The following is a 21,775-nucleotide window of genomic DNA, read 5'->3' on the forward strand; positions in this document are numbered from 1 at the left end:
GCGGCGAACGACACGCGGAGCGGGCGGCGCCACCAGTTCTACGCCGTCCCGCCGCACCACGGCACCGCCGATCGGGGGGCACCGGCCTCCTCAGCGGTTCCCGCTGACCCGTCCCCGCAGCAGCAGTGACAGGGCCGAGTGCACGTCGTCCAGCGACCTCTCGCTCTGGAACGACTGCCAGTCGAGCGCGGCCACCAGCACCATGCCCACCATCGCGGCGGCCGTCAGCTGCACGTCGATCTCCGCGCTGAGCTCCCCGCGCTCGACGCCCTCCCGCAGCACCGTCTCCACGACGGCGACCGCCTCCTGCCGGACCACCATCAGCGTGGACTGCCACGCCCGGTTGGTCCGCCACAGTTCGGCGACGTACAGCTGGGTGAAGGCCGGGTACCGGTCGATGAAGACGAGACCGGCCCGGATCATCGCGTCGAGCGCCTCGACCCGGCTGCCACCGCGCCGCTCGGTCTCCTCGGCCGCGTCGCGCAGCGAGGCCGTCAGCAGCCCGACGCCGTGCCGCAGCAGTTCCTCGAAGAGTTCGTTCTTGCTCGCGAAGTTGTAGTAGACCGTGCCCTTCGCGACGCCCGCCCGTTCGGCGATCTCGTCGACCGTGGTGGCCGAGAAGCCCTGCTCGGCGATGAGCGTGACGGCCGCCTCGTAGAGCTTCTGGCGGGTCGCCTGCCGGCGGCTGCCGCCGGTACCGGTGTTGCTGGTGTCCATGGCGCTGATTCTCACAGGTCAACCGATCTCTACAGGCTCAGTTCCGGGTGCAGCCGGTCCATCGTCCACACCTGCTTGCCGCGGGCGGCGAGCGCGGTCAGGGCGAGGGAGCCCGCGGTGAAGGCGACCAGGACCGCGCAGCCGACCCAGACCCGGGTGAGGTCGCCGCCGGAGATGAGGCGGCGCAGCCCCTCGACGATGTACGTCATCGGCAGGTAGGGGTGGATCCAGTTGAAGAAGGCGGGGCTGGTCTGAACGGGGTACGTACCGCCCGCCGAGGTCAGCTGCAGCATCAGCACGACGAGGACCAGGATGCGCCCGGCCGCCCCGAACTTCGCGTTGAGCCACTGGACCATCGCCGCGAAGCAGGCGGTGGCCAGCGCGAGGAAGCCGATGGTGAGGGCCGGGCGTTCCATCTCCAGGCCGAGGCCCCAGTGCAGCACGGACATCAGTGCGAGCACCTGCAGGACGCCGATGCCCACCACGGGCAGCCAGCCGGCGAAGGCGATCCGCCAGGGCGAGGCGCCGACGGCGAGGGCGCGCCGGTTCAGCGGCGCGATGAGCATGTAGGCGACCATCGCGCCGACCCAGAGGGAGAGGGGGATGAAGTACGGCGCGAAGCCGGTGCCGTAGTTGGGCGCCTTGTGCAGGGACTGGTTGGCGAGCTTGACCGGGTCGGCCATCACCTGGGTGCGGGTGTCGCGCTGCTGCTGGTCGTAGTCCGGGATCTTGCCGACGCCGTCGTGCAGGCCGCCGGCGAGCTCGCCGGTTCCGTCGACGAGCTTGAACATGCCGCCGTCGAGGCGGTGGGCCCCGTCGCCGAGCTTGCCGACGCCGTCACCGAGGGCCTCGGAGCCGTCGGTGGCCTTGCCGAGGCCGGTGTGCAGCTGGCCCATGCCGGTGGCGACCTTGTGGGCGCCGGTGTTGAGGGCGTTGGCGTCGGCGACGGCCTGGTCCAGCTTGCCGGAGAGGGCGGGGGCGCCCGCGGCGAGCTTGCGGGCCTGCTTCTCCAGGTCGGTGAGCTCCTTGCGCAGGTCGGCCAGATCGCCGTTGGAGTCGTTGACCAGGGTGTCGACGTCGCCGGTGAGCTGGGCGGCTTCGGCGGTGACGTCCTTCAGCCTCTTCATGTCGGCGCAGGTGACCGGCAAGGGCTTTGCGGCAGCGCCCGTGCAGGTGCGGGTGTACGTGTCGGCGGCCAGGGCGGCAGCCTGCTTGCTGACCTTGGCTGCGGCGGGGGCCTTCTTGCTGAAGATTTCGAGGTGGTTGTTGACGACCCGGGCGGTGTCCGCGACGAGCAGCGCGGTGTCGGCGAGCTGCTTGGGGTTGTCGAGGTAGGGACGGACCTGGGAGGCGGTGCCGTTGATCTTGTCCGCGACCTGCTGGGTGCCGTCGGCGATGTCCTTCGTGCCGGTCTCCAGCTTGCCCGCGGCCGAGTCGAGCTTCTTCAGCCCGCCGGTGATCTCGCCGTTCTTCTCCTCGACCGTGTCGAGGCCGTCGGCGATCTCCTTCGCCCCCTGCTGGGCCTTGCCGGCTCCGTCCTTGAGCCGGTCGGCTCCGTCGGCGGCCTCGGCGGTCTTGTCGTGGAGGTCGGAGAAGGAGACGAAGATCTTGTCGAGGAAGCCGCGGGAGGCGTTGGTGGACGCCGCGGAGCGGACCTCGGAGAAGACGGTGCGCGAGATCGATCCGACGATGTAGTTGTTCGCGTCGTTCGTACGGACCTGCAGGGCGCTGGTGGTGGGGTCGTCCCCGGCACTGGAGGTGATCTTCGTGCTGAAGTCGGCGGGCATGGTGAGGGAGAGGTAGTACGTCCCCTTCTCCACCCCCTTGGCGGCCTCGGCGGCGCTGACCTCGCGCCAGTCGAAGGTCTTGCTGTCGTGGAGCTTCTTGGCGATCTCGCCGCCGGCGTCCAGGTGCTTGCCGTCGACGGTGGCGCCCTTGTCGGCGTTGACGAGGGCGACGGGCACCTTGTCCAGGTTCTTGTACGGGTCCCAGAACGAGCACAGGTACAGCGCGCCGTACAGCAGCGGCAGCAGGAGCAGCGCGATGAGAGCGGCGACGGGCAGCTTCCCCCGCCCGAACCGCTTCAGCTCAAGCGCGGCCAGCTTCGGCGAGCGCATCGTCGGCCCCCTTCGTGTCTTCGGTCTTGTCGGTCTTTTCGGTCTTCTCTGTGGTCCCGGCCTTCGCTGTGGCGCCCGTGCGCAGGACCGTCGCGTCGTCCGGCGCGTCGCTGCACACGGCGAGGACCGTGGTCCCGCGGTCGGCGATCGAGCGGAGCAGGGTCCAGGCCTCGGAGCGTTCGGCTTCCGAGAGCTTGAGGTCCAGGTCGTCGAGGGCCAGCAGCCGCGGCGAGCCCAGCAGGGCGATGGCCACGGACAGCCGGACCGCCTCCAGGCGCTCCAGGTCCCGTACGGAGGTGCGCGGGCCCTTGGGCAGCGCGGCGAGGTCCAGTCCGGCGGCGGCCAGCGCCGCCTCGATCCGGGCCCCGGTGCCGGTGCGGCGCTCGGCGCGCGGCCGCAGCAGGACGCGGACGGGGCCCTCGTAGCGGCGCTGGAGCAGGGCTCCCTCGCGCAGCTGCTCGGCGACGGTGAGGGACTGGTCGAGCTCGTTGACCCCGGTGACCGGGCCGAGGGCGGCGATCCGGCGGACCGCGGCCATGTGCTTCGGCAACCGGTGGCCGGCGACCTCGGCGTGGCCCTCGGTCGCCTTCATACGTCCGGTGAGGGCCAGGAGGAGGCAGGTCCGGCCGCTGCCGGAGGGGCCTTCGACCGCGATGAGCGAGCCGGGCGGCACGTCGAGGCCCACCCCGCGGAACACCCAGCCGCGCGGGCCCTTGAGTCCGAAGTCCTCGGCCTTGACGGCCGCACCGTGCGGGCTGTCCACGCCGTCCCCCCTTCTTTTGAACTGACCGGTCAGTTCAAAAACTAGCAGCTTGAGGAGCACCACATGCGCACAGGGGGGCAGTTGACCGGACAGAGCGGGCAAAACAGCAGGTCAGGGCGATTGTCAGTGGTGAGCGTCACGATGGGGGCAGGCACAAACGCAGACACAGCAGTACGCAACGACAGGAGGTTCGTCATGGCCACACCGTCCCCGTCCCCTGTCCACCCCGTCCCGCGCAGGTCGGCAGCACCTCCGGCCGCGCTCGATCTGCTCGCCAAGGCCCGCTCCGGCCTCACCGAGGCCGTCCGGCTGACCCGGCCCAACGAGCGGTACGCCACCGCCCACCTCGCTGCGCTGCGCACCGCCGCGGCCGTGCTCGCCGCGCGCGGGCGGCCCGAGCCGGCCGGCGCGCGGCGCCGGCCCCGGATCCGCAGCGCGTGGGAGGTACTGCCGGAGATAGCGCCGGAGTTGACGGAGTGGAGCGCGCTGTTCGCCTCCGGCGCCGAGCGCCGGGCCCGCGCGGAGGCGGGGATACGGGATGCGGCGACGGTCCGGGACGCGGACGATCTGGTGCGCGCCGTGGAGATGTTCCTGCGGCTGGTCGAGCGGATGCTCGCCCTCCAGCCGCAGGCGCCGATGCTGCCGCAGCCCCGTCCCGATCATCCGCGGCCCGCGGACGCGGGCTGAGCTGCCCTGGGTGACCGGCGGGACATCCCCCAGGCAATAGGGTGGGACACGCATCTCTCACCCCTTGTCGCGCCGAGGAGTCATCAGCCGTGTCGGACACTTCCCGCCCCCGCGCCTCCCTTCGCACCGCCGTGGTGTGGGAGGTCCTCAAGGAGGCACTCGACCGCCGGGTGAAGGCGACCGGGCGGGACGTGCTCGACGTGCTGGACACCGGTGGCGGCACCGGCAAGTTCGCGGTGCCGGTGGCCCGGCTGGGCCACCGGGTGACCGTGGTCGACCCCAGCCCGAACGCACTGTTCGGGCTGGAGCGCCGCGTCGCCGAGGCCGGTGTCGCCGACCTCGTCCGCGGGGTGCAGGGCGACGCCCAGGGCCTGCTGGACGTCGTCGAGCGCGACGCGTACGACGTGGTGCTGTGCCACGGCGTGCTGGAGTACGTGGACGACCCGGCCGAGGGCGTGGCCAACGCGGTCGCCGCCCTGCGCCCCGGCGGCAGGCTCAGCCTGCTGGCCGCCGGCCTCGGCGGGGCCGTGCTGGCCCGTGCGCTCGCCGGCCACTTCACCGAGGCCCGTACGGCCCTCAACGACCCGGCCGGCCGCTGGGGTGCGGGCGACCCGGTACCGCGCCGCTTCACCGCCGAGCAGCTCGCCGAGCTGGTCGGCGGGGCCGGCCTGGAGGTCGGTGCGGTGCACGGGATCCGCATCTTCGCCGACCTCGTCCCCGGCGTCCTGGTCGACACCGAGCCGGGCGCGGTCGAGGCGCTGTTGCGCCTGGAGGAGGCCGCCGCCGAGCTGCCGGCGTTCCACGCGGTAGCCACCCAGCTGCACGTCCTCGGCACCAAGCCCCCGCGCGAGCAGCACGCCTGATCTGCGGAGTTCCTCTCACCGAGTACTGCGGACGCCCTCCGATCCGCCGTTCGGCACCGTATGATCGTTCCCAGTGACCGGCATGGTGGACGGGCCGACGGGGAATAAGCGCCCCAGTGACCGCCCACTCGGCGGTACGGTTTCGCGCAGGGTTTTTCCCGGGCAGCGCCTTTTCGGGCGGCGCCTTTTTCGGGCAGTGTTTTTGTAACCTGGCGTAGAGGGCGGGTGTCACGGGGGCGATTCCCCGCCTATCCTGAAGGGGACCCCTGGTCGCTACCCCCCGCGACCGACGGATGAGGAGGACTCCCGTGCCGCTCTCGGAGCACGAGCAGCGAATGCTCGAGCAGATGGAGCGAGCGCTGTACGCCGAAGACCCCAAGTTCGCGACAGCGCTTGAGGGAAGCGGACTGCGTACGTACACCCGGCGACGGGTCTACCAGGCAGTCGCAGGCATTGTGGTGGGTATCGCGCTCCTCATGACCGGTGTGATCATTCCGAACGTACTCTGGGTCAGCGTGGTGGGATTCCTCGTCATGCTGGGCTGTACGGTCCTCGTGGTCACCGGTTGGCGCAAGGCACCCAAGCCTGGCGAGCAGCCCGTCTCCGGCAGTTCTGGCGGTTCGGCCCATGGCCGGAACCGGCAGCGTCGGTCGATGATGACCCGCATCGAGGAGCGGTGGCAGCGCCGCCGCGACGAACATGGGCAGTAGGGCCACGCAGACATGACGTGAGGGGACGGCCGCCGTGCGGCGGCCGTCCCCTCACGTCTTCGCTCCGCCGGTCCGCCCGCCCGTCCACCGGATCGCCCGCGCCGCGGCCCGGTCCTACGGCATGATGCCCCGGTGAGTGTGCTCCCCCTGGTCTTCACCAGCGGCTGGGCCAGCGGGATCAACGCCTACGCCGTGGTCCTCCTGCTCGGCGCCTTCGGCGCGACCGGACTGACCGACGAGGTCCCCGCGTCCCTCCAGCGCACCGACGTGCTGATCGTCGCCGGTGTGCTGTTCCTCTGCGAGGCCGTCGCCGACAAGATCCCGTACGTGGACTCGGTCTGGGACACGGTGCACACCGTGATCCGTCCGCTGTCCGGAGCGGTGGTCGGCGCCCTGCTGGCCGGCCAGAGCGGCTCGCTCTCCGACATCGCCGCCGGCGCCGTCGGCGGCTCCACAGCCTTGGCCAGCCATTTCGTCAAGGCCGGCACCCGCATGGCCGTCAACACCTCACCGGAACCCTTCAGCAACATCGCGCTGAGCACCGCCGAGGACCTGGCCGTGGCCGGCATCGTCACCTTCGCGATGTTCAACCCGCAGGCCGCCGCGATCATCGCGGCCGTCCTGCTGGCCTCCGGGCTGGCGATACTCGTCTTCCTCTGGACCCGGATCCGCCGCTTCCTGCGCCGCCGGGCCCAGCGCCGCGAGGAGAAACGGCTCGCCGCCGAGGAGCGCGGGGCGGCCGCCCGGGCCCCGGCCCCACCCCGCTGACCTCCCGCTGACCTCCCGCTGACCTCCCGCCGAGCTCCCCCGGTCCCGCTCGGTAGGGTCATCCGCATGGCACGAATTGCGGTGATCGGCGCCGGCATGGGCGCGATGGCTACGGCGGCCCGGCTGGCCGTGGCAGGGCACCAGGTGACGGTGTACGAGCGCAGGTCCACGTACGGCGGCTCCGTCGGCCGGTACGAGCGCGACGGCTTCGCCTTCGACACCGGGCCCGGTCTGCTGCACCTGCCCGCCGTCTACCGCGACCTGTTCGTCAAGACCGGCAAGCGGCCCCTGGAGGACTGCGTCGAGCTGGTCCAGGTCGACCCGGCCGTCCGGCACGTCCTCGCCGACGGCACGGCCGTCACGCTCCCGGGCGGCTCCCGCGGCGGCGCCGCCGCCGTCCTCGACCAGGCCTTCGGTGCGGGCGCCGGCGACCGCTGGAACGGTGTGCTGGGCCGGGCCCGAGACGCCTGGGACGCCACCCGCCGCCCGCTGCTGGAGGAGCCCCTGCGCCCCGACTGGCAGGTGCTGGGGCGCGATCCGTACCCCGCCCTGCGCGGGAGCGGCCTGTTGCGCCGCCGCCCGCCGACCCTCGCCGAAGTGGCCGGGCGCGAGCTGGGCGGGGAGCTCGGCGAGCTGCTGGCCGCCCGGGTGCGGGCGTACGGGGTCGACCCGGCCACCGCGCCGGCCTCGGCGGCCGTGCTCCCGTACATGGAGCAGACGTTCGGCAGCTGGTACGTGCGCGGCGGGATGCGGGCGCTGGCCACCGCCGTGTACGAGCGCTGTCTGGAGCGGAAGGTCACCTTCGTCTTCGACGCTCCGGTACGGGAGGTCCTGGAGCGGGAGGGCCGGGCGGCCGGGCTCGTGCTGTCCGACGGCTCCGGGGTCGCCGCCGACCTCGTGGTCTGCGGCGTCGACCCGCGGCAGCTGCGGGCCCCGGTGCCGGCCGGCGGCGCCCCCGCCCGCGGGCCGGGGGTGGCCAGCCGGCTCACCCTGCTGCTGGCGCTGCGCGGCGCGCGCCCCGCGGACGCCGTCCACCGCACCCTGGTCCACTCCCCCGGCGCCCAGCTGACCGTGCTGCGCCCCGACGACCCGGCCGTGCGGCCCGACGCGGACCACGAGGCGGTCACCGTGAGCGCCGTCTGCGGCCCTGGGGGCGCCTCTGCTGGCCATACGGAGGAGCTGCTGGACCTGGCGGCCCGGGCCGTGCCGGAGCTGCGTGAGCGGCTGTTGTGGGCGCACGCGCGCACGCCCGCGGACATCGAGGCGGAGACCGGCGCACAGGACGGCGCGGTGCCCCCGCCCGCGCTGGCCGGAGCGGACGGCCGGATGCTCTACCCCGCCAACACCACTGCCCTGCCGGGGCTGTTCCTCGCCGGCGGCTGGGCGCACCCCGGCGGCGGCCTCGCGCACGCCGGGATGACCGGGGCGCTGGTGGCCGGGCTGATCGTGGAGGGCGCGGGGTTCCGCGGCTCCCAGTGACACGGGCGCCCCCGGGAGCAACTCCCGGGGGCGCGGCCCGCATCGGTACGGGGGCGTCAGTAGCGGTACTGCTCGTACTCGCCGGTGCCCTGGTACGGGTACTGCTGGGGCTGTTGCTGCGGGTACGGGTTCTGCTGCTCGTCACCGGGGTGGGCCGGGGCGGCCCCTTCGGTGGCGCGTTGCTGCGGCACCCACACTCCGCCGGGCGGGGTGTCCATGGAGTACTGCTGCTGCCCGCCCGCGCCCGCGTACGGGTCGGCCGTGTATTCGGGGTAGGAAGTGTAGTCGTAGGGCTGTTGCGGGATGACGGCCCCGCCGGTGCCGATGTACGGGTCCGAGTAGGCGGCGTAGACCTGCTGTTCGCCGCCCGCCGGATAGCCCGCGGAGTAGTCGTAGCCGCCCTGGTTCTGCGGGGCGTAGGCCTGCGTGTCGTAGTGGGCGGCGTACTGGTGGGCGTCCTGCTCGGCCGTGGAGTACGGCGAGGCGAACGCCGCCGTCCCGCCCGCGTCGGCAGTGGGGGCGAAGCTCTGTATCCCGTACGACCCGGTGTCCTCGGGCAGCGGCTCCGGGCTGTAGAACTCCGCGGCCGCGGCCTGGAACCGCGGTTCGGGCCGCGCCTCTTCGGGCGTGCCGGCGCCGTCCGGGTCCGCCGTCGCCCCGTCGGACCCGTACTCCAGCGCGGTCACCTCCAGCGCGGGCTCGGGGCGCGGACCGCCCGCCCGCCGGCGTCGGGTCTGCCGTACGGGCTTGCCGCCGCGGCGCAGCGCCCAGCCGGCCTCGAAGCCCTTGCGGAAGGAGAGGGTCACCAGGGTCTGGCCCACGGCGAACGCGGCCGCGCCGAGGCCGATGACCGGCACCGACGGCAGCACCACCCCGGCGACCACTCCGAGGAACCCGGCGAACGCGAGCAGCCGCCAGCGCAACCGGGCCTTGTACTGCATCAGGACCTCGGCAAGCAGCCACAGCGCGACGAAACCGAACGCGATGTAGAGGACCGTCATTCCCATGCGTGGCACCTCTCGGTACGGCCAACCGCCCAGGAAACGGGGGCCGGCCGATCAGGCCCGCTGGTGCAGGCCCAGGTTCTCGTAGATTTCGAGAGTCGCCGTGGAATTGTTCAGCGTGATGAAGTGCAGCCCCGGGACACCCTCGGACAGCAGCCGCGCGCAGAACTCCGTGGCGAACTCGATCCCAATGGAGCGTACAGCGGCCGGATCGTCCTTGACGGCGAGCATGCGCTCTTTCACGGTTGCGGGGAAGGCCGCGTTGCTGAGTTGGGGCAGCCGGTCGAGCTGCTTGATGCCCACAACAGGCATGACCTCGGGGATGATCGGGGTCTCGCAGCCCGCCTTCTGGGCGCTGTCGCGCAGGCGCAGATAATTCTCCGGATCGAAGAACATCTGGGTGATCGCATAGTCGGCGCCCGCACGGCACTTGTCCACGAAGTGACGGATGTCCGTGTCCCAGTCCTCCGAGCGCGGGTGCATTTCGGGGAACGCCGCGACGCCCACGCAGAAGTCGCCGGACTCCTTGAGCAGCCGGACCAGGTCGGCGGCGTAGTGCACGCCTTCGGGGTGCGCGACCCAGGGACCCATGGGGTCGCCCGGCGGGTCACCGCGCACGGCGAGCATGTTGCGGATGCCGGCGTCGGCGAACTGGCCGATCACGTGGCGCAGCTCGGCGATGGAGTGGTCGACCGCGGTGAGGTGCGCGACGGGGGTCAGGGTCGTGTCGGCGGCGATCTCCTGGGTGGCCTTGACGGTGCCGCCGCGGGTGGAGCCGCCGGCCCCGTAGGTCACGGAGACGAAGCTCGGGCCCACCGCCTCGATCCGGCGCAGCGCGTTCCAGAGGTTGCGCTCGCCCTTCTCCGTCTTGGGGGCCCAGAACTCGAAGGAGTACGACGGGCTCCCGGACGCCAGCAGGTCACGGACCGTGCGTGCACGGTCCGTACGGGTGGAAGCGGTACCAAGGGCCATACGGGCAGGTTAGACGCGCCTACGCGGACCCCGAAGCCGTGTCCGCCTTTTGGACACGTTTTTGGACACCTGCACGGGCGCCCCGAGAAGACTTAGGCGGAAACGCGCTCCCGGACCCGCTTGGCCAGGTCGGCGGCGACCGCACCCGGATCGGAGGCCTCGGTCAACGCGCGGACGACCACGATGCGGTCGGCTCCGGCGTCGAGGACCTCGTCGAGGTTGCCGGCGTCGATGCCGCCGATGGCGAACCAGGGGCGGGCCGGGGCCAGCGAGGCCGCGTAGCGGACCAGCCCGAGGCCGGGGGCGTACCGGCCGGGCTTGGTGGGGGTGGGCCAGCAGGGGCCGGTGCAGAAGTAGTCCACGCCCGGCTCGGCGACGGCGGCGTCGACCTCGGACTCGGCGTGGCAGGACCGGCCGATCAGGAGGTCCTCGCCGAGGATCGCGCGGGCGGCGGGCACCGGGATGTCGCCCTGGCCCAGGTGCAGGACGTCGGAGCCGATGGCGTGGGCGACGTCGGCGCGGTCGTTGACCGCGAGGAGCTTGCCGTGCCGGCGGGCCGCGTCCGCGAAGACCCGGAGGTGTTCGAGCTCCTCGCCGGCCTCCATGCCCTTGTCCCGGAGCTGGACGATGTCCACGCCGCCGGCCAGGACCGCGTCGAGGAACTCGGGGAGGTCCCCCTGCCGCTTGCGGGCGTCCGTGCACAGGTAGAGCCGTGCGTCGGACAGCTGGGCCTTCACGGACATGGGTACCCCCCGGGGTGGGAGCGGTGCACGGGCCGTCCGGGGCCCGCGCACCGCGGTTGGATCAAATGGCGCGGTTCAGAGGGCGAGCGCCTGGGCGCGGCGCTTCACCTCCGTGCCGCGATTCTCGCTCAGCGCCTGGACGGGGGTGCCGGGCAGGGTGTCGTCGGCGGTGAACAGCCACTCCAGGATCTCCGCGTCGGTGAAGCGGTCGTCGCGGAGCACGGTCAGCAGGCCGACCAGGCCCTTGACGATCTTGTCCCCGTCGATGAAGGCCGCGGGGACCTGGAGGGAACGGTTCTCGCCGCGGCGCACCGCGAGCAGCTGACCTTCCTTGACCAGCTGGCGAACCTTGGTCACTTCGATGTCGAGCATCTCCGCGATGTCGGGGAGGTACAGCCACGCGGGGACAAGGGCATCGATCTTTGCGTCAATCTCGGTCACGGGCACAAGCCTGCCACCTCGGACCGACACCCGGTACCCGAGCCGGCCCGTCCGGGGCGCGGCGGCTCCGCCGCGCCCCGCGCACCGCTCCCGGACGGGGCTCCGGACGGGGCTCCGGACGTTCCGGCGCGGCTCGCAGGCGCGGCCCCTAGACCAGCGCGGATTTCAGGGGCGTGGCGGGGTCCGCGATCTTGGTCGGGTCCACCGGGGCGCCCGTCTCGATCAGCTTCCGCCCCTGCGCCAGGTCCCGCGGCCGGCCCACCGCCAGGACCGCGACCAGCGCTCCGGCCCGCAGCCAGCACACCGACCAGGTCGCCTCGGCGGGGTCCCCGCGCCACATCAGCTCGTCCGCTCCCGCGTGGTGCCCCGCATACTGCACGAAGCGCCCGAACTGCTCCGACCAGAAGTACGGCACCGGGTCGTAGACCTGGGCCGGAGCCCCCGCCAGGATGTTCGCCGCGACCACGCGCGGCCCCTGCAGGGCGTTGTCCCAGTGGTGCACCAGCAGCCGCGCCCCGTAGCGCGCCGAGGGGAACGACGCGCAGTCGCCGACCGCGTACACCCCGGGCAGGGAGGTCTGCAGGTAGGCGTCCGCCGTGACCGAGCCGTCCGGCCCGAGCTCGATCCCCGAGCCCTCCAGCCACCGGGTGGCGGGCCGGGCGCCGATGCCCACGACCACCGCGCCCGCCGGCAGCTCCCGCCCGTCCGCGAGCAGGACCCGCCCGGACTCCACCGAGGCCACCTTGGCGCCGGTCAGCAGGGCGGCCCCCGCCTCCTCGTACCAGCGGGTCATGGGTGCCGCGACCTCCGCCGGCAGCGCCCCGGCCAGCACCCGGTCCGCCGCCTCGACCACGGTCACCGCACAGCCCGCCTCGCGCGCGGCGGTGGCGAACTCGGCGCCGATCCAGCCGGCCCCGACCACCACGGTCGCCGGCGCCGCGGCCAGCACCGGGCGCAGCCGGGCCGCGTCGTCCAGGGTGCGCAACAGGTGCACGCCCTGGACGCCCTCGGACCCGGGCAGGGTCAGCGGTTCGGCGCCGGTCGCCAGGACGAGCACCCCGTACGGGACCGGCCCCGCCTCGGTGTCCAGCTCGCGCTCGGCGGCCCGCAGCCCGGTGACCTCCACACCGAGCCGGAGCTCGATCCCGAGCCCCTCGAAGTCCACGTCGAAGGCGGAGTCCTCGGCCTTGCCGAGCAGTACCGCCTTGGACAGCGGGGGCCGGTCGTAGGGTTGGTGGGGCTCGGCTCCCAGCAGGGTCACGGGGCCGCTCCAGCCCTGCTCCCGAAGGGCGACCGCGGTCTGCACCCCGGCCATTCCGGCGCCGACGATGACGACACCGCTCTGAGTCTGTTCCGTCTGCTCGCTCACACCGCCCAGCCTAGCGATCTGACGCACAGTCAGTAACAGTGGACCCGGGGAGGCAGCCTTACCCGGCCCCGTCGCCGGGGTTAGGCTGGCGGTCGTACCTATCGCGGGAGTCCGGGCGCACCGGGCTGAGAGGGAGGCTGAGCGGCCTCCGACCGTACGAACCTGATCCGGGTCATGCCGGCGAAGGGAGGGGCTGGACGCCCATGCACTCATCTCGGAAGGGAACCGCCGCGGGATCCGCCGCGGGATCCGACGTCCTCGTCATCGGGGGCGGGATCATCGGCCTGGTCACCGCCTGGCGGGCGGCCCGGAGCGGGCTGCGGACCGTGCTCGCCGACCCGGCGCCCGGCGGCGGCGCCGCGCAGGTCGCGGCTGGCATGCTCGCAGCCGTCACCGAACTGCACTACGGCGAGGAGACCCTGCTGGGCCTCAACCTCGCCTCCGCCGCCCGCTACCCGGAGTTCGCCGCAGAGCTTGCCGAGGCGTCCGGCGGGATGGACATCGGCTACCGCGCCTGTGGCACGCTCGCCGTCGCCCTCGACGCCGACGACCGGCTCCACCTGCGCGAACTGCACGCCCTCCAGCGCCGCTGCGGCCTGGAGTCAGAGTGGCTCACCGGCCGCGAGTGCCGCCGCCTGGAGCCGATGCTGGCCCCGGGCGTACGCGGCGGCCTGCGCGTGGACGGCGACCACCAGGTCGATCCGCGCCGGCTGGCGGCCGCGCTGCTGACCGCCTGCGAGGGCGCCGGCGTGGAGATCCGCCGGGCGGGCGCGGAGCGGCTGCTCACCACCGCCGACCGGGCCGTCGGCGCACTGCTCGACGACGGTACGGAGCTGCGCGCGGACCAGCTGGTCCTGGCCGCAGGCTCGCTCAGCGGCCGCCTCGCCGGCGTACCGCCGCAGGTGCTGCCCCCCGTACGGCCGGTGAAGGGCCAGGTGCTGCGGCTCGCGGTACCGGCGCCGTACGCCCCGTTCCTCTCCCGGACGGTGCGGGCGGTCGTCCGCGGCAGCCACGTGTACCTGGTGCCGCGCGAGAACGGCGAGCTCGTCATCGGAGCCACCAGCGAGGAACTCGGCTGGGACACCACGGTCACCGCCGGCGGCGTGTACGAACTCCTGCGCGATGCACATGAGTTGGTACCCGGCATCACCGAGCTTCCACTGACCGAGACCCGGGCCGGGCTGCGGCCCGGCTCCCCCGACAACGCCCCGCTGCTCGGCCCGACCGACCTGCCCGGCCTGCACCTGGCCACGGGCCACTACCGCAACGGGGTGCTGCTCACCCCGCTCACCGGCGACGTGATGGCGCAGCTGCTGACCACCGGCACGGTGCCGGAGATCGCCCGCCCGTTCACCCCGCGCCGCTTCAGCGCCGCACGTCAGGAGTCGTACGCATGACCATCTCCGTCAACGGCGAGCCGCGCGAGATCGCGGCCGGCACCACCCTCGACGCGGTGGTCGCCACCCTGACCGCGGCGCCGTCCGGCGTCGCGGCCGCACTGAACGAAACCGTGGTCCCGCGCGGACAGTGGCCGCTCACGGCGGTGGGCGAGGGCGACCGGGTCGAGGTCCTCACCGCGGTACAGGGAGGCTGAGCACGATGGCGGACGACGCTTTCGAACTGGGCGGCCGGACCTTCTCCTCCCGCCTGATCATGGGGACCGGCGGGGCACCGAGCCTGGACCTCCTGGAACGCGCCCTGATCGCGTCCGGCACGGAGCTCACCACGGTCGCGATGCGCCGGCTGGACCCGACCGTCCAGGGCTCGGTCCTGTCGGTCCTGGACCGGCTCGGCATCGCGGTCCTGCCGAACACCGCGGGCTGCTTCACGGCGGGTGAGGCCGTGCTGACGGCACGCCTCGCGCGAGAAGCCCTGGGCACGGACTGGATCAAGCTGGAAGTCGTGGCCGACGAGCGGACCCTGCTGCCGGACGGGGTGGAGCTGCTGGACGCGGCGGAAACCCTGGTGGACGAGGGCTTCACGGTGCTGCCCTATACGAACGACGACCCGGTGCTCGCCCGCAAGCTGGAGGACGCGGGCTGCGCGGCGATCATGCCGCTGGGATCTCCGATCGGCTCGGGCTTGGGCATCCGCAACCCGCACAACTTCGAGCTGATCTGCGAGCGGGCCGGGGTCCCGGTGGTCCTGGACGCCGGCGCCGGCACGGCCTCGGACGCCGCCCTGGCGATGGAGCTCGGCTGCTCGGCGGTGATGCTGGCTTCGGCGGTGACCCGCGCCCAGTCGCCGGTCCTGATGGCGACGGCGATGCGGGACGCCGTGTCCGCGGGGCGGCTGGCGTTCCGTGCGGGCCGCATCCCGCAGCGCCGCTTCGCACAGGCCTCGTCCCCCACCGACGGCCAAGCCGCCCTCGACCCGGAACGCCCGGCCTTCTGACCCGGCCCTCGAACGTCGGACGGGCTGGAAAAACCGGCCCCGCCGGCGTTCGAGGCGATGGGCGCACCCCCGGCCGGACGTCACAGCTGCGCTGCAACAATCACCACCCTGGCCGGGAGCCCGGAAGGCGCTCGTAGAATCGCCGGGTGGATACGACCCTGGATGACCCCCTCGTCGGGCAGACACTCGACGGCCGCTACCGCGTCGACGCCCGAATCGCGGCCGGCGGCATGGCAACGGTCTACCGGGCCGTCGACACCCGTCTCGACCGCGTGCTCGCGCTGAAGGTGATGCACCCGGCGCTCGCCGCCGACGGCGGCTTCGTCGACCGTTTCATCAGAGAAGCCAAGTCCGTCGCCCGCCTCGCGCACCCCAACGTCGTCGCCGTTTTCGACCAGGGCACCGACGGGCCGTACACCTACCTCGCCATGGAGTACGTGTCCGGCTGCACGCTGCGTGACGTCCTGCGCGAGCGCGGCGCGCTCCAGCCCCGTGCGGCGCTCGACATCCTTGAGCCCGTCCTGGCCGCGCTCGGCGCCGCGCACCGCGCGGGGTTCGTGCACCGGGACATGAAACCGGAGAACGTCCTGATCGGCGACGACGGCCGGGTCAAGGTGGCGGACTTCGGGCTGGTCCGGTCCGTCGACTCGGTCACCAGCACCACCGGCTCCGTCCTCGGCACCGTCTCCTACCTCGCCCCGGAGCAGATAGAGAGCGGCAGCGGCGACACCCGCGTGGACGTCTACGCCTGCGGCGTCGTCCTGTACGAGATGCTCACCGGCTCCAAGCCGCACAGCGGCGGCACCCCCGCCCAGGTGCTCTACCAGCACCTGCACGAGGACGTGCCGCCCCCGTCGGCCGCCGTCCCGGGGCTGCCCGCCGGCCTGGACGAGCTCGTCGCGTACGCCGCCGCCCGCGATCCGGAGCTGCGCCCCGCCGACGCGGCCGCCCTGCTCGGGCTGACCCTCGACGCCCGCGCGCGGCTGAGCGACGCCGAGCTGGACTCGGTACCGCCCCAGGCGTACGCGCAGGTACGGAGCGCCACCGAGGACCGCACCAGCGTGATCGCGCGGTCCGTGGCGGCGCAGCCCGCGAACCCCACGTCGCGGCTGGAGCTCCCGGACCGCGCGCAGGTGCGGCAGGCCCAGGCGGCGCCGCCGGCCCGGCGCGGGCCGCGGCGCGGCACGCTGCTCGTCATCGCCGGGGTGCTGCTGGCCCTCGGCCTGGGCACCGGGGTCTGGTACATCAACGCCGGACAGTTCACCCAGGTACCCAACCTGCTGGGCAAGAGCGAGGCGCAGGCCAAGACCGAGCTGTCCGCGGCCGGCCTCGGCGTGAAGCGGATCGACCGGAAGTTCAGCGACGCCTTCGACCGCGGGACGGTGATGAACTCCGACCCCGCCGGCGGCAAGCGGATCCGCGGCAACGGTGCGGTGGTGCTCACGGTCTCGCGCGGCCCCGAGGTCGTCGTCGTACCGGACGTGAAGGGCAAGACGCTGGAGGACGCGAAGGCCGAGCTGACCAAGAGCGGTCTGGCGCCGGGCCTGGTCACGCAGGCATTCAGTCAGGACGTCGCCCAGGGTTCGGTGATCTCCACCGACCCGACGGGCGGGCAGAAGCGCCCCACCGACACGGCGGTCGCGATCCTGGTCAGCAGGGGCCGGCCGGTACAGGTGCCGAACGTGGCAGGACGGCCCCTCGACCAGGCGCGGGCCACGCTCCAGGACGCCGGCCTCAAGGTCGAGACGGCCGCCGACCAGGTCAATTCGCAGTTCCCGGCCGGTACGGTCGCCAACCAGTCGATCGGCGCCGGCGTCCAGGCCTCGACCGGTGACACGGTGACGCTCACCGTGTCCAAGGGCCCGCGGCAGATCCCGGTGCCGAACGTGACCGGCCAGGAGGCGGACGTGGCCCGCAAGACGCTGGAGGCGGCCGGCTTCAAGGTGAAGGTGGAGCGTCCGTTCCTCTCCTTCAGCAACACGGTGGACGCGCAGTCGGTGCCGGGCGGCCAGGCCGCCCCCGAGGGCAGCACGATCGTCCTGCGGACCAAGGGGCTGTAGCGGTAGATGGACCAGGTGATGCGCAATCCCGTGGGCGGGCACGTCCCCGTCGCCGGCGGGCTCGCTTCGGTGGGGCTGGCGTACGCGCGGGAGATGGGTGCGGAGGCCGTCCAGGTCTTCGTGGCCAATCCGCGCGGCTGGGCGACCCCGGTCGGGAACCCGGCGCAGGACGAGCTGTTCCGTGCGGGGTGCGAGGCCGGGTCGATCCCGGCGTACGTGCACGCCCCGTACCTGATCAACTTCGGCTCGCACACCGAGGCGACCGTGGAGAAGTCGGTGGAGTCGCTGCGGCACTCGCTGCGCCGCGGGCGGGAGATCGGCGCGCTCGGGGTGGTGGTGCACACCGGCTCAGCGACCGGAGGACGCCCGCGCGAGGCGGCGTATGCGCAGGTCAGGGAGTACATGCTGCCGCTGCTGGACGAGCTGGTGCACGACGATGACCCGTTCCTGCTGCTGGAGTCCACGGCCGGGCAGGGCTCCTCGCTGTGCTCCCGGACGTGGGACTTCGGCCCGTACTTCGAGGCGCTCGACCACCATCCGAAGCTCGGGATCTGCCTGGACACCTGCCACATCTTCGCGGCGGGGCACGATCTGGCGGAGCCGGGCGGGGCCAAGCAGACGCTGGACCTGCTGGTGGACACGGTGGGCGAGGGGCGACTGAAGCTGATCCACGCCAACGACTCGAAGGAGGGCGTGGGCGCCCACAAGGACCGCCACGCCAACATCGGCCAGGGTCACATCGGCCGGGACGCCTTCGGCGAGCTGTTCGCGCACCCCGCGATGGAAGGTGTCCCTCTGATCATCGAGACGCCGGGCGGCAAGGAGGGGCACGCGGCGGACGTGGCCCTGCTGAAGGAGCTGCGCGAACTCCACTGACCCGTTGAGGAATACCCCTGGGGGGTATGCGGTTGTGCTCGTACGCAGGACCGTTTTCAGGCGTCCCCAGGGGGTCACGATGGAACACGCACACCACACGCAGGCGGAACACTCACACGCAGAGCATGCGCACCACGGGCACCACGACGCCGGCCGGGCGAGCTGGGCCACGGCCGCCAAGGCCACCCTCCACTGCCTCACCGGATGCGCCGTGGGCGAGGTGCTCGGCATGGTCGTCGGCACGGCGCTCGACTGGGGAAACGTTCCGACGACGATCCTGGCGATCGCCCTCGCGTTCTTCTTCGGCTACGCGCTCACCTTGCGCGGGATCCTCGCCGCGGGCGTGGACCTGCGTACGGCCTTCCGGGTGGCCTTGGCGGCGGACACGCTTTCGATCGCCGTCATGGAACTGATCGACAACGGCGTGATCGCGGTGTGGCCCGGAGCGATGGACGCACACCTCTCGCAGGCGCTGTTCTGGATCGCGCTGGCGGTCTCGCTCGCGCTCGCCTTCCTCGTCACGACCCCGGTCAACAAGTGGCTGATCGGCCGCGGCAAGGGGCACGCGGTCGTCCACCGCTACCACCACTGACGGGCGGGCCCGGCCGGCTACAGCTCGGGGCCGTCCCCCGGCTCCTCCTGGTACGAGTAGCGCTGCTCACGCCAGGGGTCGCCGATGTTGTGGTAGCCCCGCTCCTCCCAGAAGCCGCGGCGGTCGGCGGTCATGTACTCGATGCCGCGGACCCACTTGGGGCCCTTCCAGGCGTACAGGTGCGGAACCACGAGCCGCACCGGGAAGCCGTGCTCCGCAGTGAGCAGTTCACCGCCCTCGTGGGTGGCGAAGACGGTCCGCTCGGAGGCGAAGTCGGCCAGCCGCAGATTGGAGCTGAAGCCGTACTCGGCCCACACCATCACATGCGTGACCTGCGGCGACGGCGGCGCCAGGGCGAGGATTTCGCGGGCGAGGACCCCGCCCCACTCGGCGCCCGGCATGCTGAACTTCGTCACGCAGTGCAGGTCGGCCACGACCGTTTCGAACGGCAGGGCCGTGAACTCCTCGTGGTTCCAGCAGTGCTTCTCGCCGTCGGCGGTGGCACCGAAGACGCGGAACTCCCAGCGGTCCGGCTTGAACTTGGGGACCGGGCCGTAGTGGGTGACCGGCCAACCGCGCTGCAACCGCTGCCCCGGTGGAAGCTCCGGCTGTTCTGCTCCCGGAGATTCCCGGCTTTCCGGCTGACCCATGACTCCATGGTGACAGACGCAGCAGGGTGGTCACGACCAGCTACGACCCTATGAGGGCAAGTCACGCCAACTCGCACTAAGGAGGTACTTACTGGACGACCCCCTGCGGCGGTGCGAGGATGCGCGCACTCCCCCAGCCGCGGCTGGGGCGGTGCCCCAGCCCCGTCACACAGCTGACACTGCCTGGAAGGAGCCTCTGCGATGCAGGGCGACCCCGAGGTCCTTGAGTTTCTGAACGAGCAGTTGACCGGCGAGCTCACGGCGATCAACCAGTACTGGCTCCACTACCGGATCCAGGACAACAAGGGTTGGACCAAGCTCGCGAACTACACCCGTGCCGAGTCCATCGACGAGATGAAGCACGCGGACAAGCTCACCGAGCGCATCCTCATGCTGGACGGGCTTCCGAACTACCAGCGGCTCTTCCACGTACGGGTGGGCCAGACCCTGACGGAGATGTTCCAGGCGGACCGGCAGGTCGAGGTCGAGGCGATCGACCGCCTCAAGCGCGGGATCGAGGTGATGCGCGGCAAGGGCGACGTGACCTCGGCGCGCCTCTTCGAGGACATCCTGGCGGACGAGGAGCACCACATCGACTACCTCGACACCCAGCTGGAGCTCATCGAGAGCATCGGGGAGCCGCTCTACATCGCGCAGCTGATCGAGCAGCCGGAGGGCTGAGTACCGGGGGGCTGCGCGCGGACCTTGTGCGCGGGTCCTGCGCCTGAGCCCTACGCGGCTTCCGCGAGCTCCGGGTCGGCGGCGAGCACGGCGGCCGCATTGCCCTTCTCCAGGAGTTCCCGGCGCGGGCAGGCCCCGCGGCCCAGGAGGCCCTGGATGGTGCGCACGCAGGATCCGCAGTCCGTGCCGGCCTTGGTGACCGAGGCGATCTGGCGGGGGGTGCAGGCCCCGGCAGCCGCGTGGTCCTTGACCTGCTTGTCGGTGATCCCGAAGCAAGAGCAGACGTACACGCGGTTCACCTCCCTGGCAGGAACGGTCTCTGTAGCCATCCCCTATTCGGTGAGGCTTACCTAACCGTACCCAAAGCGAGGCTCGCCCAAAAGCCCTGAGAACGACGGTGGGGCACGGATCACATCGATCCGTGCCCCACCGTCGTACGAAGCCACTTACTGATCGCGGTACATTTCCGCGACCAGGAAGGCCAGGTCCAGGGACTGGCTGCGGTTGAGCCGCGGGTCGCAGGCCGTCTCGTAGCGCTGGTGCAGGTCGTCGACGAAGATCTCGTCGCCGCCGCCCACGCACTCGGTGACGTCGTCACCGGTGAGCTCGACGTGGATGCCGCCCGGGTGGGTACCCAGGGCCTTGTGGACCTCGAAGAAGCCCTTGACCTCGTCGAGCACGTCGTCGAAACGGCGCGTCTTGTGGCCGGAGGCCGCCTCGAAGGTGTTGCCGTGCATCGGGTCGGTGACCCAGGCGACGGTCGCGCCCGAGGCCGTGACCTTCTCGACGAGCTCGGGGAGCTTGTCGCGGACCTTGTCGGCGCCCATGCGGACGACGAAGGTCAGCCGGCCCGGCTCGCGCTCGGGGTCCAGGCGGTCGATGTAGGTCAGCGCCTCGTCCACCGTGGTGGTCGGGCCGAGCTTGATGCCGATCGGGTTGGCGATCTGCGAGCAGAACTCGATGTGCGCGTGGTCCAGCTGGCGGGTGCGCTCGCCGATCCAGACCATGTGGCCGGAGGTGTCGTACAGCTTCCCGGTGCGGGAGTCCGTACGGGTGAGCGCGCCCTCGTAGGCGAGCAGCAGCGCCTCGTGGGAAGCGTAGAACTCGACGGCCTTGAACTCGGCCGGGTCGGTGCCGCAGGCCTTCATGAAGTTCAGCGCGTTGTCGATCTCCCGCGCGAGCTGCTCGTAGCGCTGCCCGGACGGGGAGGACTTCACGAAGTCCTGGTTCCAGGCGTGCACCTGGCGCAGGTCCGCGTAGCCACCGGTGGTGAAGGCGCGCACCAGGTTCAGCGTCGACGCGGACGCGTGGTACATCCGCTTCAGCCGCTCGGGGTCCGGGATCCGGGCCTCTTCGGTGAAGGCGAAGCCGTTGACGGAGTCGCCGCGGTAGGTCGGCAGGGTGACGCCGTCGCGGGTCTCGGTGTCCTTCGAGCGCGGCTTGGAGTACTGGCCGGCGATCCGGCCGACCTTGACGACGGGCACGGAGGCCGCGTACGTCAGGACGGCGCTCATCTGGAGCAGCGTCTTCAGCTTGGCGCGGATGTGGTCGGCGGACACGGCGTCGAAGGCCTCGGCACAGTCGCCGCCCTGCAGCAGGAACGCCTCGCCCTTGGCGACGGCTCCCAGGCGGGCGCGCAGCTGGTCGCACTCACCCGCGAAAACAAGCGGAGGATACGATTCGAGGTCCGCGACGACAGCGCGCAGTGCCTCGGCATCGGGGTACGAAGGCTGCTGCGCCGCGGGAAGGTCTCGCCATGTCGCCTTGGCGACGGGGGCTTGGGTTTCAGCGTTCACGGTCACCTCGTACACATTACGGCGTCTTGCGCCACGTCCAGCCCGGTGCCCACTCCGTGAGACGGGTGTCTCTGCGGGACTCCTGTGGCGGTG

At 72.1% G+C, this 21,775-nt stretch carries 23 protein-coding genes and 1 riboswitch; of the genes, 12 read left to right on the plus strand and 11 right to left on the minus strand.

The genetic code is table 11. The annotated features are described in order from the left end of the window. Nucleotides 1–90: 90 nt before the first annotated feature. From OHA65_RS11385 to OHA65_RS11395, 3 genes are read right to left on the minus strand one after another with little or no spacing between them, the layout of a single operon-like run. A complete protein-coding gene (locus OHA65_RS11385) occupies nucleotides 91–717 on the minus strand; it encodes a TetR/AcrR family transcriptional regulator (RefSeq protein WP_327283011.1) in 627 nt (208 codons plus the stop codon). A gap of 29 nt (nucleotides 718–746) precedes the next feature. Next, nucleotides 747–2,834 (minus strand): YhgE/Pip domain-containing protein, encoded by a 2,088-nt coding sequence (locus tag OHA65_RS11390; RefSeq protein ID WP_327283012.1) that lies wholly within the window; start codon nucleotides 2,832–2,834, stop codon nucleotides 747–749. Then, nucleotides 2,806–3,597, minus strand: a complete 792-nt coding sequence (locus tag OHA65_RS11395; RefSeq protein WP_327283013.1) for an ATP-binding cassette domain-containing protein — start codon at nucleotides 3,595–3,597, stop codon at nucleotides 2,806–2,808. Before OHA65_RS11395 ends, OHA65_RS11390 begins: the two co-directional genes overlap by 29 nt. Nucleotides 3,598–3,792: 195 nt before the next feature. On the opposite strand from OHA65_RS11395, the gene OHA65_RS11400 reads away from it, so the two are divergent. The 5 genes from OHA65_RS11400 to OHA65_RS11420 all read left to right on the plus strand — a co-directional run bounded on the left by OHA65_RS11400 (nucleotide 3,793) and on the right by OHA65_RS11420 (nucleotide 8,104). Then, nucleotides 3,793–4,284 carry an SAV_6107 family HEPN domain-containing protein gene (locus OHA65_RS11400; RefSeq protein WP_327283014.1) on the plus strand — a complete coding sequence of 164 codons (492 nt, stop codon included), beginning with the start codon at nucleotides 3,793–3,795 and terminating at the stop codon, nucleotides 4,282–4,284. Between the two features lie 89 nt (nucleotides 4,285–4,373). Next, nucleotides 4,374–5,147, plus strand: a complete 774-nt coding sequence (locus tag OHA65_RS11405; protein ID WP_327283015.1) for a methyltransferase — start codon at nucleotides 4,374–4,376, stop codon at nucleotides 5,145–5,147. 308 nt (nucleotides 5,148–5,455) lie between these two features. Next, a complete protein-coding gene (locus OHA65_RS11410) occupies nucleotides 5,456–5,857 on the plus strand; it encodes a DUF3040 domain-containing protein (RefSeq protein ID WP_327283016.1) in 402 nt (133 codons plus the stop codon). A 132-nt stretch (nucleotides 5,858–5,989) separates the two neighbouring features. Further along, entirely contained in the window at nucleotides 5,990–6,625 is a 636-nt protein-coding gene (locus OHA65_RS11415) for a DUF4126 domain-containing protein (protein ID WP_328762487.1), read from the plus strand. A gap of 66 nt (nucleotides 6,626–6,691) precedes the next feature. Beyond that, nucleotides 6,692–8,104 (plus strand): NAD(P)/FAD-dependent oxidoreductase, encoded by a 1,413-nt coding sequence (locus OHA65_RS11420; RefSeq protein ID WP_327283018.1) that lies wholly within the window; start codon nucleotides 6,692–6,694, stop codon nucleotides 8,102–8,104. A 56-nt stretch (nucleotides 8,105–8,160) separates the two neighbouring features. Here the strand turns inward: OHA65_RS11420 and OHA65_RS11425 are convergent, their stop codons facing one another. The 5 genes from OHA65_RS11425 to OHA65_RS11445 form a co-directional block, all read right to left on the minus strand. Continuing rightward, nucleotides 8,161–9,111 carry a hypothetical protein gene (locus OHA65_RS11425; protein WP_405761812.1) on the minus strand — a complete coding sequence of 317 codons (951 nt, stop codon included), beginning with the start codon at nucleotides 9,109–9,111 and terminating at the stop codon, nucleotides 8,161–8,163. 51 nt (nucleotides 9,112–9,162) lie between these two features. Then, nucleotides 9,163–10,080, minus strand: coding sequence for a methylenetetrahydrofolate reductase [NAD(P)H] (gene metF, locus OHA65_RS11430; RefSeq protein ID WP_327283020.1), 918 nt, complete (start codon nucleotides 10,078–10,080; stop codon nucleotides 9,163–9,165). A gap of 92 nt (nucleotides 10,081–10,172) precedes the next feature. After that, nucleotides 10,173–10,823 carry a thiamine phosphate synthase gene (thiE, locus tag OHA65_RS11435; RefSeq protein ID WP_327283021.1) on the minus strand — a complete coding sequence of 217 codons (651 nt, stop codon included), beginning with the start codon at nucleotides 10,821–10,823 and terminating at the stop codon, nucleotides 10,173–10,175. A gap of 75 nt (nucleotides 10,824–10,898) precedes the next feature. Then, nucleotides 10,899–11,264: an Rv2175c family DNA-binding protein gene (locus OHA65_RS11440; protein ID WP_266577684.1), complete on the minus strand. Its 366-nt coding sequence runs from the start codon at nucleotides 11,262–11,264 to the stop codon at nucleotides 10,899–10,901. A 148-nt stretch (nucleotides 11,265–11,412) separates the two neighbouring features. After that, nucleotides 11,413–12,633: an FAD-dependent oxidoreductase gene (locus OHA65_RS11445; protein ID WP_327283022.1), complete on the minus strand. Its 1,221-nt coding sequence runs from the start codon at nucleotides 12,631–12,633 to the stop codon at nucleotides 11,413–11,415. A 93-nt stretch (nucleotides 12,634–12,726) separates the two neighbouring features. Beyond that, nucleotides 12,727–12,839: riboswitch (TPP riboswitch) on the plus strand. Between OHA65_RS11445 and thiO the strand changes: the two genes are divergently transcribed. The 6 genes from thiO to OHA65_RS11475 all read left to right on the plus strand — a co-directional run bounded on the left by thiO (nucleotide 12,837) and on the right by OHA65_RS11475 (nucleotide 18,555). After that, nucleotides 12,837–14,030 (plus strand): glycine oxidase ThiO, encoded by a 1,194-nt coding sequence (gene thiO / locus OHA65_RS11450; protein WP_328762491.1) that lies wholly within the window; start codon nucleotides 12,837–12,839, stop codon nucleotides 14,028–14,030. (Overlaps the previous riboswitch by 3 nt.) After that, nucleotides 14,027–14,227 (plus strand): sulfur carrier protein ThiS, encoded by a 201-nt coding sequence (gene thiS, locus OHA65_RS11455; RefSeq protein ID WP_328762492.1) that lies wholly within the window; start codon nucleotides 14,027–14,029, stop codon nucleotides 14,225–14,227. Before thiO ends, thiS begins: the two co-directional genes overlap by 4 nt. Nucleotides 14,228–14,232: 5 nt before the next feature. After that, nucleotides 14,233–15,027: a thiazole synthase gene (locus OHA65_RS11460; RefSeq protein ID WP_327283024.1), complete on the plus strand. Its 795-nt coding sequence runs from the start codon at nucleotides 14,233–14,235 to the stop codon at nucleotides 15,025–15,027. A 146-nt stretch (nucleotides 15,028–15,173) separates the two neighbouring features. Next, complete coding sequence (pknB, locus tag OHA65_RS11465; RefSeq protein WP_327283025.1) at nucleotides 15,174–17,087, plus strand: Stk1 family PASTA domain-containing Ser/Thr kinase; 1,914 nt, start codon at nucleotides 15,174–15,176, stop codon at nucleotides 17,085–17,087. An 18-nt stretch (nucleotides 17,088–17,105) separates the two neighbouring features. Continuing rightward, nucleotides 17,106–17,963, plus strand: a complete 858-nt coding sequence (locus OHA65_RS11470) for a deoxyribonuclease IV (protein WP_327283026.1) — start codon at nucleotides 17,106–17,108, stop codon at nucleotides 17,961–17,963. A gap of 79 nt (nucleotides 17,964–18,042) precedes the next feature. Continuing rightward, the gene (locus OHA65_RS11475; protein ID WP_328762494.1) at nucleotides 18,043–18,555 is read left to right on the plus strand and encodes a DUF4396 domain-containing protein; all 513 of its coding nucleotides are present in this window, start codon (nucleotides 18,043–18,045) and stop codon (nucleotides 18,553–18,555) included. A gap of 17 nt (nucleotides 18,556–18,572) precedes the next feature. On the opposite strand, the gene OHA65_RS11480 is transcribed toward OHA65_RS11475, so the two are convergent. After that, complete coding sequence (locus OHA65_RS11480) at nucleotides 18,573–19,205, minus strand: sulfite oxidase-like oxidoreductase (protein WP_327283028.1); 633 nt, start codon at nucleotides 19,203–19,205, stop codon at nucleotides 18,573–18,575. 201 nt (nucleotides 19,206–19,406) lie between these two features. On the opposite strand from OHA65_RS11480, the gene bfr reads away from it, so the two are divergent. Further along, nucleotides 19,407–19,886 (plus strand): bacterioferritin, encoded by a 480-nt coding sequence (bfr, locus tag OHA65_RS11485; protein ID WP_327283029.1) that lies wholly within the window; start codon nucleotides 19,407–19,409, stop codon nucleotides 19,884–19,886. Nucleotides 19,887–19,936: 50 nt separating this feature from the next. Here the strand turns inward: bfr and OHA65_RS11490 are convergent, their stop codons facing one another. Then, nucleotides 19,937–20,176 carry a (2Fe-2S)-binding protein gene (locus OHA65_RS11490; RefSeq protein ID WP_328762495.1) on the minus strand — a complete coding sequence of 80 codons (240 nt, stop codon included), beginning with the start codon at nucleotides 20,174–20,176 and terminating at the stop codon, nucleotides 19,937–19,939. A gap of 156 nt (nucleotides 20,177–20,332) precedes the next feature. Beyond that, nucleotides 20,333–21,697: a class II 3-deoxy-7-phosphoheptulonate synthase gene (locus tag OHA65_RS11495; RefSeq protein ID WP_371646636.1), complete on the minus strand. Its 1,365-nt coding sequence runs from the start codon at nucleotides 21,695–21,697 to the stop codon at nucleotides 20,333–20,335. Between the last annotated feature and the right edge of the window lie 78 nt (nucleotides 21,698–21,775).

Source organism: Streptomyces sp. NBC_00045, assembly GCF_045041095.1.
In the GTDB taxonomy this organism is placed as follows: Bacteria; Actinomycetota; Actinomycetes; order Streptomycetales; family Streptomycetaceae; genus Streptomyces.

Bases quoted from the DNA above. Each gene is read 5' to 3' on its own strand.
- OHA65_RS11385 (WP_327283011.1), bottom strand. From the start codon at position 717: ATGGACACCAGCAACACCGGTACCGGCGGCAGCCGCCGGCAGGCGACC.
- OHA65_RS11390 (WP_327283012.1), bottom strand. From the start codon at position 2,834: ATGCGCTCGCCGAAGCTGGCCGCGCTTGAGCTGAAGCGGTTCGGGCGG.
- OHA65_RS11400 (WP_327283014.1), top strand. From the start codon at position 3,793: ATGGCCACACCGTCCCCGTCCCCTGTCCACCCCGTCCCGCGCAGGTCG.
- OHA65_RS11420 (WP_327283018.1), top strand. From the start codon at position 6,692: ATGGCACGAATTGCGGTGATCGGCGCCGGCATGGGCGCGATGGCTACG.
- OHA65_RS11425 (WP_405761812.1), bottom strand. From the start codon at position 9,111: ATGGGAATGACGGTCCTCTACATCGCGTTCGGTTTCGTCGCGCTGTGG.
- metF (WP_327283020.1), bottom strand. From the start codon at position 10,080: ATGGCCCTTGGTACCGCTTCCACCCGTACGGACCGTGCACGCACGGTC.
- thiE (WP_327283021.1), bottom strand. From the start codon at position 10,823: ATGTCCGTGAAGGCCCAGCTGTCCGACGCACGGCTCTACCTGTGCACG.
- thiO (WP_328762491.1), top strand. From the start codon at position 12,837: ATGCACTCATCTCGGAAGGGAACCGCCGCGGGATCCGCCGCGGGATCC.
- thiS (WP_328762492.1), top strand. From the start codon at position 14,027: ATGACCATCTCCGTCAACGGCGAGCCGCGCGAGATCGCGGCCGGCACC.
- OHA65_RS11460 (WP_327283024.1), top strand. From the start codon at position 14,233: ATGGCGGACGACGCTTTCGAACTGGGCGGCCGGACCTTCTCCTCCCGC.
- OHA65_RS11470 (WP_327283026.1), top strand. From the start codon at position 17,106: ATGCGCAATCCCGTGGGCGGGCACGTCCCCGTCGCCGGCGGGCTCGCT.
- OHA65_RS11475 (WP_328762494.1), top strand. From the start codon at position 18,043: ATGGAACACGCACACCACACGCAGGCGGAACACTCACACGCAGAGCAT.
- OHA65_RS11480 (WP_327283028.1), bottom strand. From the start codon at position 19,205: ATGGGTCAGCCGGAAAGCCGGGAATCTCCGGGAGCAGAACAGCCGGAG.
- bfr (WP_327283029.1), top strand. From the start codon at position 19,407: ATGCAGGGCGACCCCGAGGTCCTTGAGTTTCTGAACGAGCAGTTGACC.